This window comes from Kandleria vitulina DSM 20405, from assembly GCF_000702065.1.
In the GTDB taxonomy this organism is placed as follows: Bacteria; Bacillota_I; Bacilli_A; order Erysipelotrichales; family Coprobacillaceae; genus Kandleria; species Kandleria vitulina.
Map to the genome: position 1 here is coordinate 1 of NZ_KL370857.1, position 17480 is coordinate 17480.

The following is a 17480-nucleotide window of genomic DNA, read 5'->3' on the forward strand; positions in this document are numbered from 1 at the left end:
AGAATACAAAGAAAATAGCTGAATATATTCAAAATCAATTGAAGGAAGATAGAGAATATGATCAGCTGTCAATGGATTTTGAAGATCCGTTCAAGGACTACACAATAGAGAAGAAAAGAGTAAATAAAAGAACGAAAAGATAAATGCTCGGGCAGTTGGCGGAGCCGTACGAAGTAATAGTACGGTTTACGTACCGTGCTAGTAGGAGCAGGGCTATGCCCGAAACTGAAAAACCTCCGGCTATGCCGGAGGATATTTATTTTAATTTAGATTTTCATTGTACAAATAAGAAATCTTATACTAAAATGAAAGGACTGAAGGGGGAATAAAGATGAAGACAAGACAATTGGTAGAAGGGGCAATGATAGCTGCATTATTTGGGTTAGTATCAATACTCAATTCTTATTCAGCAGGAATGATGGATTCATTGGTAGGCTATTTTATGGTTGTTCCTATTGCCTGGTATGGTTATCGCTATAATCTTAAAGATAATATGATAGTTGCCTTTGTTTCAGTGTTAATAGTTATCTTTACAGGATTACCAATGTTCATATTTATTGCGATATATTCCTCAATGTTTGGATTGTTTTTAGGTGAATCTTTAAAAAGAAAACTAAAGAAAGAATGGATATTGCTGGGAGGGTTTATTGTCAGTTTTATCGCTAATATTATGTTATATGAAGTGTTATCAGGATTATTTGGTATAGATCTTATTGCTCAATTGACACAAAGCTATAAGAATGCGATTGAGTTCTGGCCTTCATTAAAGAAGTATATAAGCTTGTCTCAAGTCAAGAATATGATTCCTCTCTTTATTCTTGGTGTTTCCTTCATGGAATGTTATGTCATGTTAGCATTAACACAGATTATCTTAATGAGATTCCATATTCCTTTTCCTGAATCTTTTCATTTATCTACCTTTAGATTATCAAGAAAAGCAGGGTTGGTATGTGCCATTTTACTGGCTGTATCTTTCTTATTAAGAAACAATGGTATGAAGAATATATTTGTTAATTATACTTACTATCTGACTTATATGATCTTTGTGGTAGCAGGATTATCATATTTTTCTTTCTTCTTTGTATTACAGGGAAAACCAGGCGCAAGTGCCTTGCTTATTCTTTTATTGATCATCCCAATTACACCGGTCTTATATGCAATAGTTGGGGGTATTGATACAATAACACAAAGAAAAAACACAATTTATGATGAAATTATGAAGAATGCGAATCATGGTGATGTTAAAGAATAGAAAAACATGTGAAAACAATATATAATGAATGAATGAGGAGGTGAATGCCATGACAAAAAAGATGTTATCGTTGAGAAATATCTTTACTTTGGCATTACTGCTAGAAATTGTCATTGTGACAAGTTTCTATCTTGTTTTAAATGTGGATGTGCTATTCATATTAGCTATATATGTTTTATTAAAAAATGTCATCATATTTGGCTGTATAATCTATATGGCATCACTTCTAGAAAATGATTCCTTGAGTGTCTCTGAAGCATTGAATCAGGATATGGGCAATGCTTTAATCTTTGGGGGAATTGGTCTTATTCAATATGATGATAATAGAAACATCACATGGGTATCAGATCTTCTTTTAGCATTAAATATTAAGATTGTAGGAGTTAAGCTGTTAGAGTGGCAGCCAACATTAGCTTCATTATTTGAAGATGAAGATGTACGACTTATCGATGTAAAAGGACGTAAATTTGAAGCCTACAATTCAGATGAATCTCATCTGATCTATTTAAAAGATGTTACAGAATATACTGTACTAGAACAGGACTTCGATGATGGTCAGATGTGTATTGGCTATATTACTATTGATAACTACGATGAAACTATCTCTAATGTTGATGAAACAAAATCAGTAGAGATTCAATCAGTTGTTCGTCAGGTTATTGTAAAATGGGCTAGTGATAATGGCATGATCATTAGAAGATACAAGTCTGGAAGTTATTTCATTTTATTTAATGAACGTATTTATAAGAAACTCATTGAAGATAAATTCAATATTCTAGATCGCTTTAAAAAATCTATCTTAGAACTTGGCGAAGTAATGACACTTTCTATCGGTATTGGTAGAGGGACGAGAGTATTAGGTGAACTAGAACAGCTTGCCTCTTCAGCACTTAATCTTACGTATTCACGTGGTGGTGACCAGGTTGCAATCAAGAGCAGCAATGATCGTGTTCGATATTTTGGTGGTACAACAGATACCTTTGAGAAATCTTCAAAGGTACGTGCCAGAGTCATTGCACAGACGCTTTCAGGTATTATTAAGAGAAGTGAGAATGTTTATGTCATGGGACATAAATATTCTGATCTTGATTCTTTAGGTTCATCTTTAGGTATTGCGAAACTAGTAAAAAGTTTTGATAAAGAGGTACATATTGTCATTGATAATGATTCATTAGAAGAAAAGACAGCGGATGTTGTGTCAATCATCAAAAAAGATGAAAGATACAATGATCTACTTGTTTCACCAATAGAAGCAGTGGAACGTGTAAAGAGAGATTCATTATTGATTGTAGTAGATCATCATAAGCCATCTCTTTCTATTTCACAGACTTTACTTGAAAAGACGAAAGAGAAGGTTGTTATTGATCATCATCGTAGAGGTGAAGAATTTATTGATTCACCAACATTAACTTATCTAGAACCATCTGCTTCATCTGCAACAGAGCTTATTGTCGAGCTTTATAGTTATGTAAGCAAGAAGGTAGAATTAACTGAACTTGATGCAACAATTATGTATTCTGGTATGCTAGTAGATACAAACCAGTTCAGACAGCGTGTAGGTGTACGTACATTCCAGTCAGCCGCTAAGCTTAAAGAAATGCAGGCAGATGTTGTTAGAGCTTATGAATTCCTAGAAGATTCATTTGATCGTACAGTAGAAGTCATGAATATTTCTAAGAGCGCATATCAATTTAAAGATCACATCTTGATCGCATATGCGAAAGATGATGATGAACATGATTCAGTAGTATTAGCTAAGACAAGTAACCAGATGCTTAACATTTCTCATGTTAAGGCTGCGTTTACAATTGGTAGAACCGCAAAAGATGTTATTTCTATCAGTGCCCGCAGTTCACGTGAAATCAATGTACAGATGATCATGGAATTAATGGGTGGAGGAGGCCATTTCACAATGGCAGCCTGTCAGCTAAAAGAGATAACTGTCGAAGAAGCGCGCAAGCGTCTTGAAGATGCAATTAATGAATATTTAGAAGATAGGGGAGAATAGATATGAAAGTTATTTTATTGGAAGATGTAAGAAAAGTTGGTAAAAAAGGAGACATCGTAGATGTCGCTGATGGATATGGACAGAATTTCCTTATCAAGAATAAGAAGGCTGTTATGGCTACTAAAGTTCAAAAGAATATTTTAGCTAAACAGAAGGAAGAAGAAGCTCTTATTGAAGCTGAAAAGAAGAAGGAAGCAGAAGAACTTGCTAAACGTCTTGAAGATATTAAAGTAGAATTCAAGGTTGCAACTGGTAAAGAAGGTCGTACTTTTGAACATGTTTCTACTAAACAGATTGTTAAAGCTTTAAGAGAAGATTATGGTATCAAGGTAGATAAGAGAAAATTTGTGAATGCTTATCCAATTGGTAACCTTGGTACAACTAAATTAAAGATTGAGCTTTATAAAGGTGTATTTGGTACTGTTAATGTACATTTAACTGAAAAATAGGAGGGATCTTATGGAAAGAGAGTATCCACATGATCTTGAAGCAGAACGTGCTCTTTTAGGAGCGATGCTTATTGATAAAGATGCCTGTGCAGAAGTCATCAATGTGGCTCTGCCTCAGGATTTCTATTATGATAAACATAAGATGATTTTTGAAGGTATGAAATACCTTCATGATAGTAGCGTCCCAGTAGATGTTACTACCCTCACGACATATCTTATGGATAAGAAGATTCTTGATAAAGTTGGAGGAGTTGAATACTTGATGCAGTTGAGTGAATCAGTTCCTACTACTGCTCATACTCAGTATTATCTTAATATTCTTAATGATAAGTCTTTATTAAGAAGATTAATTCAAGAATCTACTAAAATTATTTCTCAGGCTTATGATGAAGTCGGAGATATGAATGATTTTATTTCTACAGTAGAAAAGAATTTTCTAGATGTTACAAGAGATCGTAATGCGGGTGAATTCCAGAATATCAATGATGTCATTCAGGAAGTAACAGATCGTCTTGTCTTATTACAAAAGAACGGTGGAAATATTTCCGGGGTAAAGACAGGATATCGTGATATCGATAGATTAACATCGGGATTCCAGCCAGGGGATTTAATTATCTTAGCTGCCCGACCATCTGTTGGTAAGACCGCATTCGCATTAAATATCGCCCATAATGCATCATTCCAAAGCCCTGATGCTGTTGCAGTATTTTCACTAGAAATGCCAGCTGCGCAGCTAGTCAATAGATTACTTTGCTGCAGTGGGGGAATAAACAATGATTCATTAAAGAACGGTGCAATTCTTAAAGAAAATCCTACTAAATACTATGCTGCGGCAGAAAAGGTTACAAAATGTAATCTTTTCATAGATGATTCAGCAGGTATCAAAGTTGGAGAAATCGCTGCTAAATGTAGAAGATTAAAACAAGAACATGGTTTAGCTCTTGTCATTATCGATTATCTTCAGCTGATCAGTGGACCAGCCAATTCAAGAGAATCACGTCAGCAGGAAGTATCAGATATCTCACGTCAGCTAAAAGCCATGGCCAGAGAACTAGAATGCCCTGTCATTGCCTTGTCGCAGTTATCTCGTCAGGTAGAACAGCGTAAAGGAAAGCCAATGCTTTCCGATTTACGTGAATCAGGGGCAATCGAACAGGATGCGGACATTGTCGCATTCATTCATCGTGAAGATTATCAGAATAAAGAAAAAGAAGCAGAAACAAACGGATTGACAGAAATCATTATCGCTAAGCACAGAAATGGTGCAACAGCCGATATCCCACTTGTTTTTGAACGTCAGTTCTCACGTTTCTCTAACTATACGACAGAAAGCGCACCACAAGCAGGTGATGGCATTCGAGATGTAAGAGCGTAATACACGCTCTTTTTTATTTCATTATTAATTTTGCTTTTAATTTTAATAGTTGATTGTCATGTTTAGATAGTGTCAAGGATTTATGCAAAATTCTTGACACTATCTTTGTTGGGAAATATAATATATATCGTTGCAACTACTTTGTAAAAAATAGCTGTTTTAATATTGGGATAATTTATGTTAGGAGATTTTTTATGAAAAGAATCAAACACATTGTTATTGTTTCATCTTATAAGAAAAAAGGAAGTAAAATTAGAATGGCGATGGAAAAATCACAGAAACCAAGAGAAAACGCAAATGTTTCTGGTGAAGTAGATTTTAGATAGTGAAGGAAAAAAATGAATATTGGAATATATCTTAAAAAGATAATGTGGAACAGAAAGTACCTGATTGCTTTTTTATCCATTATGATTGTATGCTTTATGCCATTGGGAAGAGAAATTATACAGGATTACGGGTTAGATGGATATCTTTCACAGATTGATGCATCAGAAGTCACGATTCTGCATTCTACACTGACAACAAGTTTACATGTTATGTTTCTTATAGCAGCTCCATTATTAGCATGCTTTGCCTGTTCACAAGGCTATGCAGAAGACTACGAAGCAAATATGACAGCTTGTATAGCTACAAGGGACGAAAAAAATAAATACCATAATTATCATCTTATTGCTTCAATGATTTCAGGATTTCTAATAATTGCATTACCGCTTTTAATTAGTTTTTTTGTATCACTAATCGCTTACCCATTAAGTGGCGGAGTGAATAGTACATTTAAAACTACAGCGTATGGTCTAACTCCTAATTTCAAAGGGATCATGGGTTATTGGTATACGTTTGCACCAAACTTTTATTTTTTCTTTCATGTTATTTTAATTGGTACTGCAACAGCTCTATTATGTGGAATAAGCTATTCTATTTCATTATTCACATATTTTAATAAATATATTTCCGTGTTAATTACATTTGGAATTTATTTATTCAATTCATTTTATATAGGTGAGATATTTCCAGATTATGCATATGTCAATGTTATTGACCTTAGATATGAAAAGATAAGTTTTATGCCAATGATTATTGTCTTTATACTAACAATAATTATCTTAGGAATACTTTTTAAGGTAGGTATTATTTATGATGAACAGGAATAGAACAAAGCTTGTTGTCTTATTCTATATAATGACACTTATATTTTCTTCATTTGTGACAGTACCTAAGATCCGTACTGTTTTTCTGTTTTTAGGGTTATCACTTGTTATAGTGTCCTGTCTTAATGATAGAGAAAATCTTATGGTAAAAATAAGAGAGACAAGACATGAAAGAAAAATAAAAAATATATTTGCTTGTGTTAGTCTTTCTCTCTATTCTTCTCTTGCTATTGTGATATGTGATGTTATTAGAACATTAATTAGTGTTAATTTATTTATCTTTAGATTTGAATATCTTGTCATTGTATTTTTATATTGTTTAACACTTGCTTTAGCAGTCATTGTATACAATATGAACTATATGAAAAGTATTATTCTATCACTTGTACTTGCCTTTTTCGCAATCTCAGTATTTGCGCCAGGACAGCTCAGTATTATTTGGAATGATCATTCATGGAGTATTCACTATGTTATGGTGAACTGTATGATCTATTGGATTATTGTTTCAATAATCGCGTTAATTCTCTATTATGTATGTCCAGAAAAGGAGAATGTATGAGAAAACGATTTATTTTATATACCGTATTAATGATGTTTCATGTATTTGTAACTATTGAAGGTCATACAATAGATGAAGCTATAGTATCCTGTCTATATAAAGGTACAGAACTCTATTGGTATATCCCAGATGTTCTCAAATATTTATTGCCTTATATGCTTATAATGATTTTTACAATATTGGATATACAGACAATCCATGATAATAGACTTTTTATTCGCATGAGAATGAAGAATGAAATAAGTTATCGGTTATATTGTATACGACGAATTATGTTTTTAATTATAAGTGAAGTGTTCATCATGATGGGACTTATAATTGTAATTGGAATGATAAAAGGAATGACATTCTCATTGCAGAGTATTCCTTTAGCTACAGTAAATGTTATTTGTGTAGAGCTTATCTTCATGATGATATATGAAATAATCAGAAGATTTGCGGATGGTTCATTTGCATTATGTACGAATATCATGACTATGACACTTCTTTGTGCGTGGGGATTTTTTTTGATGTATGAAAAGGATTACGGTTTATTAAGCATTAATCCAATGTCAGCTCATATGGTATTGAGACTTTCTCAAAAGCCATTTTTTAATATACATTTCACATTATTTTTCATCCTTGTCTTAGTTTTCTATCTTACTTTGATAGGGATGCCAGTGGGGAAAGACTATGATTAAACTAGAAAACGTAAGTAAAAAATTTAGATATAATGAAATATTGGATCATGTCAATTGTGAATTTGATGATGGATCCATTTATCTTATTAGAGGAAAGAATGGAACGGGAAAGACAGTGTTATTAAAGCTTCTTTGTGGTCTTAGCAAGCCAACAGAAGGAAAAGTGACATTCTATGATCAAGATCATAAGGCTTATAAGCCTTATATTGGTACAATCATTGAAACACCAATCTTCTGGAAGGATATGACAGGAATGGAATGTCTTTCTTTCCTAGCATCAATTAGAAAGATTATTGATAAGGAAACAATTCTTGATTCATTGAAGAGAGTAGGTCTTTATGATGCTAAAGATATGAGTACAAGAAAATATTCATTAGGAATGAGACAAAGATTAGCTATTGCACAGGCTGTAATGGAAAATCCTGATGTTCTTCTTTTTGATGAACCAACAAATTCATTGGATGATGATGGCGTAGACATATTCAGAAAGATTGTTCTTGAAGAAAAAGAAAAAGGAAAAACGATAGTGATTGTTTCTCATAATATAGAAGATTTACAGGATTTAGCTGATTATACACTTCTATTAAAGAACAGGAATCTGGTGGAAGCATGATGAAGAAATTATTACTTGTCCTTAATGTATTATGTATTCTTGTTATGTGTGGATGGACATATGTCGCAAAGAGGTCTTTCAAGCCAGCTTATACTCTTGATGATGTCTATAATCGCAATGCCCATGTATCTTTTGATGAAAGTAGTATGACACATAAAAAGACAAGCTATAGTGAGCTTTATGAATCATCTGATTTGATTGTAAAAGGCGTATGCAAGAAAGTAGAAGGCTATCGTCTTGAATCAGTTTTAAGAGAATTTCAGATTTCTAAGGTGTATAAGGGAAAATGTGGAGAGTTCATTGACATCTATGAACCTTCTTCACCTTCAGCATGGCAAAGTTATTTTGTGGAAGATGGCTATTTAAATATGCATGATGGACAGGAATATGTTTTATTCTTGAAGAAATGTAAATATCAAAATAAGTACTACATCAATAAGGGAGCACTTGGAAAGTATACAGACAAGAAGGAAAGTCTTTTTGCCTATAAGGATAATAAGGATTACTCCTATAATGATATTAAAGGTAAAGAAGCAGTGATTATATATCAGGATGATTTAAAACTATATAATCAGGTGGTTTCTAAAATATCAAAATGGAAATAAGGATATGATAAGTATTCATATTCTTTTTTTCTTTTTGATATTATATAATAAAAAAGGGGTGAACTTATGACTCATTTAATTACTGATATGCATGAAATATTGGAAATAATTGCGAATATTTCTGTTTTTATGTTGGAGCTGTTTGGAACATGTGTACTTGTTTATACTGCTGTCAAGGGATTCTATTATTGGATCAGAAAGAATGAGTCGGTTAGACTCTACCTGGCACAGGGGATTGCCTTATCGTTGACATTTAAGATGGGTGGCGAAGTACTTAGAACAATCATTGCGAGAACATGGAGTGAATTGGGTGTTCTTGGTGCTATCATTGTATTAAGGGGCTTGTTGACATTTTTGATTAATTGGGAAATTAAAGAAGAAAAGAAAGCACTTCGAGAAAATTAAAAGAATCCAGGATTAGTCCTGAATTCTTTTTTTAAATTGATGAAATTTTTGTGGCTTATCAATAACTTCATGACAATGTCTGCATCGTGGTTCATAAGTTTCCTTGGCTCCAACAAGAACAACAGGATCATCAAATGAAGCTGGTTTGCCATTGACAATACGCTGTGTGCGAGTTGCTGGTGCACCGCACTTAGCACATACGGCAGTAAGCTTAGTGACAAATTCTGCTCTTGTTAAAATATCAGGAATGACACCGAAAGGTTCTCCACGGAAGTCCTTGTCCAATCCTGCTACCATGACTCTAAGTCCGCTATCTGCAAGGTAGTCGCAGACATTGACAACTTCTTCATCAAAGAACTGTACTTCATCGATTGCGACCACATCTGTATCTTCTTCGATATATTCGAGGATATCAGCGGCCTTGTCAACGACAATACAAGGCACATGTGCTCCGGCATGAGAAACGATTTCTGTTTCTGAATAGCGGTTATCAACTTTTGGCTTGAAGACAATGATTTTCTTTTTAGCAAAAGTTAATACGTTAATACGACGAATGAGCTCTTCTGTTTTTCCTGCAAACATGCAGCCACAGATGACTTCTAGCCATCCTTCTCTATACTGATTATACATATAACCAAACTCCTTCTTGACTTTCATATTATACTAGAAATAGAGAAAAGGATGAAGAATATTTTATTTTAAAAATTGAATCACTTCATCAAGTGAATCTAGAATATGCGTCGTCTTTTTTGCATAGGACTCTTCTGGATACTTCATATCAGGAATACAGATGACTTTGATTTTGGCATCATAGGCAGATAGTATTCCTGCTTCACTATCTTCTAGAACGATGGCTTCATCAGGGGATACATGGAGTTTTTCACATGATTTTAAGAAAACTTCTGGGTCAGGTTTTCCATGTGTGACTTCATCACCACAGATGGATGCATCAAAATAGTCTGTTAAGTGGGCATTGGCTAAGATGGAATCGACACGATCTCTTGTTGAGCTGGTTGCAACGATGGTTTTATAGTTATGTTCTTTTAGATAATCAAGTAGGGGAATGAGTCCCTTTTTAATTGGGACACCTTCTTTTTCAAAGCGTTCTGCCATTAGTTGATGAGTAGCTTTGATGACTTCATTAATAGGAAAATCTTCCCCATATTCTTCATAAAAACGAGTTTGAATGCCTGGAATTGGTTTTCCAAGAAGAGAGATATAGAATGATTGACTCATTGTTAATCCCATTTCTTTTAATACTTCCTGATAGCATTCGAATGTGACACGTTCACTATCTATCATTAAACCGTCCATGTCAAAAATAACTGCTTTAATCATTGTTGTTACCTCCTTGTATCATCATAGAACATTTTTAATTTGTTTGTCATATATTTTCTCATTTTAAAAAAATACCGTTTTTTCAAATCATTTTGCACAATGCGTAATTATATATTATAATAGGTAAGAATTTGGAGGAGAAGTTATGAACACATTATTAGATAGACTTGAAACAGTCGCAAAAAGATATGATGAATTGACACAAATTCTCATGGATCCAGACATCGCAAATGATGTAAAAAGAATGACTGAAGCATCTAAGGAACAGAGTTCTTTAGAAAAAGCTTATGGCATGTATAAAGAATATAAAGAGCTATTGGATGGAATTGAAGAATCTAAGTTATTGCTTAGTGATAGTGATCCTGATATTAAAGAAATGGCTAAGATGGAATATGAAGAGCTAGAAAAGAAAAGACCAGAATTAGAAGAACGTATTCAGCTTGAATTGATTCCTAAGGATCCAAATGACGGAAAGAACGTTATTATTGAAATCCGTGGTGCTGCAGGTGGAGATGAAGGTAATATCTTCGCTGGAGACTTATTTAGAATGTACTCTAAATATATTGAAAACCAGGGATGGAAGATTGAAATTGAAGAAGCACAGACAAGTGAAGCAGGAGGGTACTCGCTTATTTCCTTTAATGTAAAAGGTGATAGTGTCTACTCTAAATTAAAATATGAATCAGGTTCACACCGTGTACAGCGTGTACCTAAGACTGAATCACAGGGTCGTGTTCAGACTTCAACAGCAACAGTGCTTGTAATGCCTGAAGCAGAAGAAGTAGATGTACAGATTGAAGCAAAAGATTTAAGAATTGATACTTACAGATCATCTGGTGCCGGAGGACAGCATATCAATAAGACTGACTCTGCCGTACGTATTACACATATTCCAACAGGAATTGTCGCAACAAGTCAGGATGGTCGTTCTCAGCATGATAACCGTGATAAGGCTATGCAGTCTCTTAGAACACGTGTATATGAACATTTTAGAGAAATTGAAGAATCTAAAGCTGGTGCAGAACGTAAAAGTAAAGTGGGTACAGGAGATCGTGCTGAAAAGATCAGAACTTACAACTACCCACAAAATCGTGTGACTGACCATAGAATTGGGCTTACTATTCAGCAGCTTGATAAGATTATGGAAGGGAAACTTGATGATATCATTGAAGCATTAATCAATGAAGATCAGAAACGTAAATTAGAGGGAGAACAGAACTAGTGCCTACTATTAGAGAATTGATCAAAGAATCAGAAGAAAAACTAGATGCCAATAATAAGGACTGCAATGTTCCAAAGGTACTTTATTATCATGTTTCCAATCTACAGCCACATGAACTTTATCTTAAAATGGATGAAGAAGTCCCAGAAGATATCTATAAGACATACAGTGAATATCTAGAAAGATATCTTAATGGAGAACCTGTACAGTATATCAAAGGAAAAGAATACTTCTTTTCTAGAGAATTCTCAGTAGATGAGAATGTTCTTATTCCTAGATATGAAACAGAAGAATTAGTAGAACAGTTGTTATATCGTATTGATGATTATTTCAAAGATCAAGAAGAAATAGATCTATGTGATGTAGGAACAGGTTCAGGTGCTATTGGTATCTCATTAGATCTAGAAGTACCAAAAGCTAAAGTTGTCGCTACTGACATTAGTGAAGAGGCATTGAAAGTTGCTAAAAAGAATAATGATGATCTAGGTGCAAATGTAACATTCTATGCAGGTGATATGCTTGAACCTTTGATTGATCATCATGTAAAAGTAGATGTCTTTGTATCTAACCCACCTTATATCCCACAAGATCAAAATATTGATCCTATGGTTAAGGATAATGAACCTCACGTAGCCTTATTTGGTGGAGAAGATGGTTTATATTTCTACAGAAAAATCTTTAAGGATGTAAAAAAAGTAATCAAGGATAGAGCTTTATTAGGATTTGAAATGGGCTTTGACCAAAGAGAAATCATGGAAAAAGCTGTTCATGAATATTTTGGAGATACCCCATTTGAAATTATCAAAGATATGAATGGGAAAGATAGAATGTTATTTATCTATCATAATCTAAAAGATGAACATTGAGACAGAGCGATTGATATTAAGAACGCTTCGCTTAGGTGATGAAGTAAGACTTCATGAATATCGCAATAAGAAAGAAGTATCAAAATATCAATCATGGACACGCTTTTCGCAAAGAGAAGCGAGAAACCTTGTAACTTATACATTAAATCATCCTTATGAAGGGGAACCTAAGCAGAAGACACAGTTGGCAGTCACTTTAAAAGATGGGACTATGATTGGTGATCTTCATCTAGAAACACTCAGCAAGACTTGTCTTACTATTGGCTATACATTAGATAGTGTTTATTGGGGAATGGGATATGGCAGAGAAGCTGTTAGAGGCTTGCTTGCTTATATTAAAGAGACTTTTCCTCATAATAAAGTTATTGCTTATATTTACAAAGAAAACGATCGTTCAAGACGTCTTCTGCTTGATTTAGGCTTTGTTAAGTTTGATGAATCCTTCTTCTATCATGATGAAGGATATGTTCTCTACTTAAGGGGAGGTAATAAGAAATGAAAGAGTATGTAAAGGCATATGAAAAAATGACAATAGTAAATGCGTTTATTATGCTTATTGTTGGTATTATTATGACCTTATTTCCATTAAAGATGATGAGTCTTCTTATTACCATCATTAGCTGCTTTCTAGTAGCAGATGGTGCCTATCACCTTATTCATTATGCTTTCCTAGATGCCCACTTAAGACCATATTCTAGTGATTTATTGATAGGAGTCTTCTCCATCATCCTAGGATTAGTCATGGGCATTGATCCTATGCATATCATGATGGTACTGCCACTTGTATTTGCGATTTGGATTGTGATGAAAGCTCTCGTAAAGATTCAGGTTTCATTTATGTTAGTGGGAACATTAGAAGTCAAATGGGCTTTCTTATTTCTTGAAGCTGTAGTAGAAATACTATTTGCTGGAATCATGATTCTTCATCCATTATCTTCTCTATTAAGCGTTACTATGATAATTGGTATATTATTGATTATCATGGCAATAATAGAAATAATAGAGACACGTCTGGTGATAAAAAGATTAACACAGACAAATGGATGGGGATCTTGATGATTCCCTTTTTTTATTAGGAGGCATGTATGTTAAATAAGACATTATTACATCATGATAGAACCTATATTGTAGGTGTATCAGGAGGATGCGATTCTATGGCTCTTCTTGATTGCTTAAGAAAAGAAGGGTTTCATTGTATTGTAGCTCATGTAAACTATAATCTACGAAATGATACAGAGATTGATTACCAGGTTGTTCATGATTACTGTCAAAAATATGGAATAAAGTTTGCTTATAAAGAAGTAGAACATCATGAAGGAAAAGGAAACTTTCAGTCACAGGCGAGAGAAGTACGCTATCTTTTCTATAAGGACTTACTGCGTCAATATAAGGCGGATGCTGTGGTATTAGGACATCATCATGATGATGTCTTAGAGAATATCTATATGTCATTAAATAGAGGCTCACAGAGCCATTTTATTGGCATCAAGGAAGTAAGTCAGGTGATGGGTATGAAGATCATCAGACCGTTTTTATCTTGTCATAAAAAGGATTTAAGAAGATACTGTGAAGAGGAAGGAATTGTCTTTCATGATGACTATACCAACTTTGGTGTAGATTTTGAAAGAGATCGTGTACGCAATACGATCTTAAATACTTATAGTGAAGAAGAAAAGGAAGCATTGTATCAAAGAGCACAGGATATTAATTGTAAGCAGAAAGAGAAAGAAGAAGCTATTCAAGGATATCTTGATCTTTATCATAAACAAGGAAAAATTGATTTTCATCTTGTAGAAGATCATTTAATGGATACCTTCCTGTATGCTTTACTTGAAGAATGCATACCTTCTACAATGATCGGTAGATCATTGATAGAAGAAATAAAAAAACAGATAAAGAGTGAAAAACCGAATATACAAATGAATTTACCTATTCATTTTTTGTTCATAAAAGAGTACAATAATATAACTATACAATTACACAGTGCGGTTGAGGAATACTCATATCAAATAAATCAAGGAGAAACTTTTGAATGTGAGTATTTTTCCATTAAGAGCGAAGGGTCATTAAATAGTGGCATTCCTGTAAAAGAAGAGGATTTTCCTTTGACAATCAGGAACATGAAACCAGGCGATCGTATTGTGACTGCAGGTGGGACAAAGAAGGTTTCAAGACTGTTTATTGATGCTAAGATTCCAAAAAATCAAAGGAGAATCTGGCCGGTTGTATTAAATTGTAAAGGGGAAGTTTTATTGGTCCCTGAAATTGCAAAAAGAAAAGGGTATTTGTCTATTAATCCCTATTTTTTTGTGATAAAATGAAGACTTATAGGAGGAATTAATTGTGCATAAGGATTGTAAAGAAATCTTATTTTCAGGTGAAATGATTTCAAAGAGATGTGAAGAATTAGCTGAAGTCATTGAAAAAGATTATAAAGGGAAAAATGTGTTACTTGTAGGTTTATTAAAAGGATCTGTTCCTTTTTTTGCAGAACTTGCTAAACATATTCATCTAGATGTTGAATTTGATTTTATGGACGTAAGTTCTTATGACGGAGTTGAATCAACAGGTAATGTTATTGTGAAAAAAGATATCGATATCGATATTACAGGAAAGAATATCTTAATTATTGAAGATATTCTAGATACTGGTAAAACTCTTCATACTGTAAGAGCCATGTTGCTAGAAAAAGGTGCTGCAAGTGTTGAAATTGCAACTTTATTAAATAAACAGGAAAGAAGAGAATATCCAATCCAGGCAAAATATGTCGGATTTGAAATTCCTAACGCTTTCGTTATTGGATATGGTATGGATTATGATGAAAAATACAGAAACTTGCCATATGTAGGAATTCTTAAAGAAGAGGTTTATGCACAATAGAATAGGAGATACTTATGGGTAAAAACAAGAATTTATTTAAAGCTATTTTACCTTGGTTTGTAGTATTGGTACTATTGGCATCCATTATTCCTGCACTTAATCGTGTGGGTGGATCTGATTCATTGTCATATAGTGAATTTGTATCTGTTGTAGAAAGCAAAGATAAGAAGATTACTAAGATGACTTTGACGCCAGGTACTTACATTGTTAATGTAGAAGGTACTTATACTTCAAAATCAAATGGAAAGACAAAAGAAAACAAATTTAAGACTATTATTCCTAAGACTGAACAGGAAATAGATTCACTTAATCAGAAGATCAAGGATAAATATTCTTCTGCAAAGATTGACTATGAAAACAAAGAAGAAAGTTCTATGGTATGGAATTTTATTCTTGGTGTAGTACCATATGTCATTCTTATTGGCGCAATGTATTTTATCTTTAGAAACTTCAGTGGAGCTGCTGGTGGAAATGCGAAAGCATTCGAGTTCGGTAATTCTAGAGCTAAGCTTGAAAAGAACGAAAAGACTCGTTTCACAGATGTAGCTGGTGCTGATGAAGAAAAAGAAGAATTAACTGAATTAGTTGATTTCCTTAAAAATCCTAAGAAATTCGTAGACATGGGTGCTAAGATCCCAAGAGGTGTCCTATTGGTTGGGCCTCCAGGTACAGGTAAAACATTATTGGCAAGAGCAGTTGCTGGTGAAGCCAATGTTCCATTCTACTTTATCTCAGGTTCTGAATTCGTAGAAATGTTCGTCGGTGTTGGTGCTGGACGTGTTAGAGATATGTTCAAGAACGCTAAACAGAATGCACCATGTATTATCTTCATCGATGAAATCGATGCTGTCGGAAGACAGAGAGGTTCTGGTATCGGTGGTGGACACGATGAACGTGAACAGACACTTAACCAGTTATTAGTTGAAATGGATGGTTTTGAAGGTAGTGAAGGTGTTATCATCTTAGCCGCTACAAACCGTGCTGACGTTCTTGATCCAGCCTTATTAAGACCAGGTCGTTTTGACCGTCAGATTATGGTATCAAATCCTGATAAGCGTGCAAGAGCAGCTATCCTTAAGGTGCATGCACGTAATAAGAAGTTTGCACCTGATGTAAACTTTGAAAACATTGCGATGAGAACTCCAGGTTTCTCTGGTGCAGAATTAGCAAACGTATTAAATGAAGCTGCATTATTAGCAGTAAGACAGGGTCATTCGGTTATCACATTGGATGATGTGGATGAATCAATTGATCGTGTTATCGGTGGTCCAGCTAAGCATTCAAGAAAATATACTGAAAAAGAAAGAAAACTTGTCGCTTATCATGAATCTGGACATGCGATTATCGGGTTAACATTGGAAGATGCTAACCAGGTACAGAAAGTTACTATTGTTCCTCGTGGAGAAGCTGGTGGCTATAACTTAATGACACCAAGAGAAGAAACATACTTCCAGACAAAGACTCAGCTTTTAGCTACAATTGCTGGATTTATGGGTGGACGTGTCGCTGAAGAAATCTTCTTCGGAGATATTTCATCCGGTGCTCATAACGATATTGAACAGGCAACACGTATTGCTCGTATGATGGTTACTGAATTAGGTATGTCTGAATTAGGACCAATCAAATACGATAGTGGACAGGATGCGGTCTTCCTAGGAAGAGATTATTCTCGTTTAAGCAATACCCATTCAAGTCAGATTGCCTTTGAAATTGATCAGCAGGTAAGAAAGATTATTGAAGATGCTCATAAACAAGCAACTGATATCATCAATGCACAAAAAGATAAGCTTGAACTTATCGCTAATGCATTGCTTGAAAATGAAACATTAAATGCTGAACAGATTACAGCACTTTATGAAACAGGAAAAATGCCTGAAACATTTGATGGTGATAATACTGAAGAAGTAGAAGAACCAGTAAAAGAAACACCTGTTTCTACAGATGATGATCTACTAGATGAAATGAAATAAAGCGCTATGCGCTTTATTTTCTTATCGGGGGAAACAAATGAAAAGACGTTATATAACGCTGATCGTAATCACTTTCTTAGTAGCATGTATGATAATTCCACTCATACAGA

Annotated in this window: 20 protein-coding genes; 18 read left to right on the forward strand and 2 right to left on the reverse strand. The window is 34.2% G+C overall.

From position 1 onward, the window contains the following. The first annotated feature begins 331 nt into the window (after positions 1–331). The 11 genes from T513_RS0109660 (at position 332) to T513_RS0109710 (ending at position 9094) form a co-directional block, all read left to right on the forward strand. Positions 332–1252: a DUF2232 domain-containing protein gene (locus T513_RS0109660; RefSeq protein WP_051654433.1), complete on the forward strand. Its 921-nt coding sequence runs from the start codon at positions 332–334 to the stop codon at positions 1250–1252. A gap of 49 nt (positions 1253–1301) precedes the next feature. Next, positions 1302–3260 carry a GGDEF domain-containing protein gene (locus T513_RS0109665; protein ID WP_031589924.1) on the forward strand — a complete coding sequence of 653 codons (1959 nt, stop codon included), beginning with the start codon at positions 1302–1304 and terminating at the stop codon, positions 3258–3260. Between the two features lie 2 nt (positions 3261–3262). After that, positions 3263–3709 carry a 50S ribosomal protein L9 gene (rplI, locus tag T513_RS0109670; RefSeq protein ID WP_029071401.1) on the forward strand — a complete coding sequence of 149 codons (447 nt, stop codon included), beginning with the start codon at positions 3263–3265 and terminating at the stop codon, positions 3707–3709. A 10-nt stretch (positions 3710–3719) separates the two neighbouring features. Beyond that, entirely contained in the window at positions 3720–5084 is a 1365-nt protein-coding gene (dnaB, locus tag T513_RS0109675) for a replicative DNA helicase (protein WP_029071402.1), read from the forward strand. Between the two features lie 194 nt (positions 5085–5278). Next, positions 5279–5410, forward strand: a complete 132-nt coding sequence (locus T513_RS12585) for a hypothetical protein (protein ID WP_269082089.1) — start codon at positions 5279–5281, stop codon at positions 5408–5410. Between the two features lie 12 nt (positions 5411–5422). Next, positions 5423–6235, forward strand: coding sequence for a hypothetical protein (locus T513_RS0109685; RefSeq protein WP_031589925.1), 813 nt, complete (start codon positions 5423–5425; stop codon positions 6233–6235). Continuing rightward, positions 6219–6791, forward strand: a complete 573-nt coding sequence (locus T513_RS0109690) for a hypothetical protein (RefSeq protein ID WP_031589926.1) — start codon at positions 6219–6221, stop codon at positions 6789–6791. Before T513_RS0109685 ends, T513_RS0109690 begins: the two co-directional genes overlap by 17 nt. Further along, complete coding sequence (locus tag T513_RS0109695; protein WP_029071405.1) at positions 6788–7471, forward strand: hypothetical protein; 684 nt, start codon at positions 6788–6790, stop codon at positions 7469–7471. Before T513_RS0109690 ends, T513_RS0109695 begins: the two co-directional genes overlap by 4 nt. Then, positions 7464–8084 (forward strand): ABC transporter ATP-binding protein, encoded by a 621-nt coding sequence (locus T513_RS0109700; protein ID WP_029071406.1) that lies wholly within the window; start codon positions 7464–7466, stop codon positions 8082–8084. The genes T513_RS0109695 and T513_RS0109700 overlap by 8 nt, the downstream gene beginning before the upstream one ends. Beyond that, a complete protein-coding gene (locus tag T513_RS0109705) occupies positions 8081–8689 on the forward strand; it encodes a hypothetical protein (RefSeq protein WP_238551742.1) in 609 nt (202 codons plus the stop codon). Before T513_RS0109700 ends, T513_RS0109705 begins: the two co-directional genes overlap by 4 nt. A 66-nt stretch (positions 8690–8755) precedes the next feature. Further along, positions 8756–9094, forward strand: coding sequence for a DUF1622 domain-containing protein (locus T513_RS0109710; protein WP_029071408.1), 339 nt, complete (start codon positions 8756–8758; stop codon positions 9092–9094). Positions 9095–9106: 12 nt separating this feature from the next. Here the strand turns inward: T513_RS0109710 and T513_RS0109715 are convergent, their stop codons facing one another. Continuing rightward, complete coding sequence (locus T513_RS0109715) at positions 9107–9724, reverse strand: thymidine kinase (RefSeq protein ID WP_029071409.1); 618 nt, start codon at positions 9722–9724, stop codon at positions 9107–9109. A gap of 63 nt (positions 9725–9787) precedes the next feature. Then, positions 9788–10432, reverse strand: coding sequence for an HAD family hydrolase (locus T513_RS0109720; protein ID WP_031589928.1), 645 nt, complete (start codon positions 10430–10432; stop codon positions 9788–9790). A gap of 145 nt (positions 10433–10577) precedes the next feature. Between T513_RS0109720 and prfA the strand changes: the two genes are divergently transcribed. The 7 genes from prfA to ftsH are packed head-to-tail and all read left to right on the forward strand — an operon-like array spanning position 10578 to position 17370. Continuing rightward, entirely contained in the window at positions 10578–11654 is a 1077-nt protein-coding gene (gene prfA, locus T513_RS0109725; protein ID WP_029071411.1) for a peptide chain release factor 1, read from the forward strand. Beyond that, positions 11654–12520 (forward strand): peptide chain release factor N(5)-glutamine methyltransferase, encoded by an 867-nt coding sequence (prmC, locus tag T513_RS0109730; RefSeq protein WP_029071412.1) that lies wholly within the window; start codon positions 11654–11656, stop codon positions 12518–12520. The genes prfA and prmC overlap by 1 nt, the downstream gene beginning before the upstream one ends. A 10-nt stretch (positions 12521–12530) precedes the next feature. Continuing rightward, positions 12531–13019 (forward strand): GNAT family N-acetyltransferase, encoded by a 489-nt coding sequence (locus tag T513_RS0109735; RefSeq protein WP_162176430.1) that lies wholly within the window; start codon positions 12531–12533, stop codon positions 13017–13019. After that, positions 13016–13576, forward strand: a complete 561-nt coding sequence (locus T513_RS0109740; RefSeq protein WP_029071414.1) for an HdeD family acid-resistance protein — start codon at positions 13016–13018, stop codon at positions 13574–13576. The genes T513_RS0109735 and T513_RS0109740 overlap by 4 nt, the downstream gene beginning before the upstream one ends. A 29-nt stretch (positions 13577–13605) precedes the next feature. Further along, positions 13606–14841, forward strand: a complete 1236-nt coding sequence (gene tilS / locus T513_RS0109745) for a tRNA lysidine(34) synthetase TilS (RefSeq protein WP_029071415.1) — start codon at positions 13606–13608, stop codon at positions 14839–14841. Between the two features lie 22 nt (positions 14842–14863). Next, on the forward strand, positions 14864–15400 hold the full coding sequence (gene hpt / locus T513_RS0109750) for a hypoxanthine phosphoribosyltransferase (protein WP_029071416.1): 537 nt from the start codon (positions 14864–14866) through the stop codon (positions 15398–15400). Positions 15401–15414: 14 nt separating this feature from the next. Next, positions 15415–17370 (forward strand): ATP-dependent zinc metalloprotease FtsH, encoded by a 1956-nt coding sequence (gene ftsH / locus T513_RS0109755; protein WP_031589929.1) that lies wholly within the window; start codon positions 15415–15417, stop codon positions 17368–17370. The last annotated feature ends 110 nt before the right edge of the window (positions 17371–17480 follow it).

Coding starts and splice junctions, on each gene's coding strand:
- T513_RS0109685 (WP_031589925.1), top strand. CDS start 5,423: ATGAATATTGGAATATATCTTAAAAAGATAATGTGGAACAGAAAGTAC.
- T513_RS0109700 (WP_029071406.1), top strand. CDS start 7,464: ATGATTAAACTAGAAAACGTAAGTAAAAAATTTAGATATAATGAAATA.
- ftsH (WP_031589929.1), top strand. CDS start 15,415: ATGGGTAAAAACAAGAATTTATTTAAAGCTATTTTACCTTGGTTTGTA.
- tilS (WP_029071415.1), top strand. CDS start 13,606: ATGTTAAATAAGACATTATTACATCATGATAGAACCTATATTGTAGGT.
- T513_RS0109695 (WP_029071405.1), top strand. CDS start 6,788: ATGAGAAAACGATTTATTTTATATACCGTATTAATGATGTTTCATGTA.
- T513_RS0109690 (WP_031589926.1), top strand. CDS start 6,219: ATGATGAACAGGAATAGAACAAAGCTTGTTGTCTTATTCTATATAATG.
- T513_RS0109705 (WP_238551742.1), top strand. CDS start 8,081: ATGATGAAGAAATTATTACTTGTCCTTAATGTATTATGTATTCTTGTT.
- T513_RS12585 (WP_269082089.1), top strand. CDS start 5,279: ATGAAAAGAATCAAACACATTGTTATTGTTTCATCTTATAAGAAAAAA.
- T513_RS0109665 (WP_031589924.1), top strand. CDS start 1,302: ATGACAAAAAAGATGTTATCGTTGAGAAATATCTTTACTTTGGCATTA.
- T513_RS0109720 (WP_031589928.1), bottom strand. CDS start 10,432: ATGATTAAAGCAGTTATTTTTGACATGGACGGTTTAATGATAGATAGT.
- T513_RS0109660 (WP_051654433.1), top strand. CDS start 332: ATGAAGACAAGACAATTGGTAGAAGGGGCAATGATAGCTGCATTATTT.
- T513_RS0109710 (WP_029071408.1), top strand. CDS start 8,756: ATGACTCATTTAATTACTGATATGCATGAAATATTGGAAATAATTGCG.
- dnaB (WP_029071402.1), top strand. CDS start 3,720: ATGGAAAGAGAGTATCCACATGATCTTGAAGCAGAACGTGCTCTTTTA.
- prfA (WP_029071411.1), top strand. CDS start 10,578: ATGAACACATTATTAGATAGACTTGAAACAGTCGCAAAAAGATATGAT.
- T513_RS0109715 (WP_029071409.1), bottom strand. CDS start 9,724: ATGTATAATCAGTATAGAGAAGGATGGCTAGAAGTCATCTGTGGCTGC.
- T513_RS0109740 (WP_029071414.1), top strand. CDS start 13,016: ATGAAAGAGTATGTAAAGGCATATGAAAAAATGACAATAGTAAATGCG.
- rplI (WP_029071401.1), top strand. CDS start 3,263: ATGAAAGTTATTTTATTGGAAGATGTAAGAAAAGTTGGTAAAAAAGGA.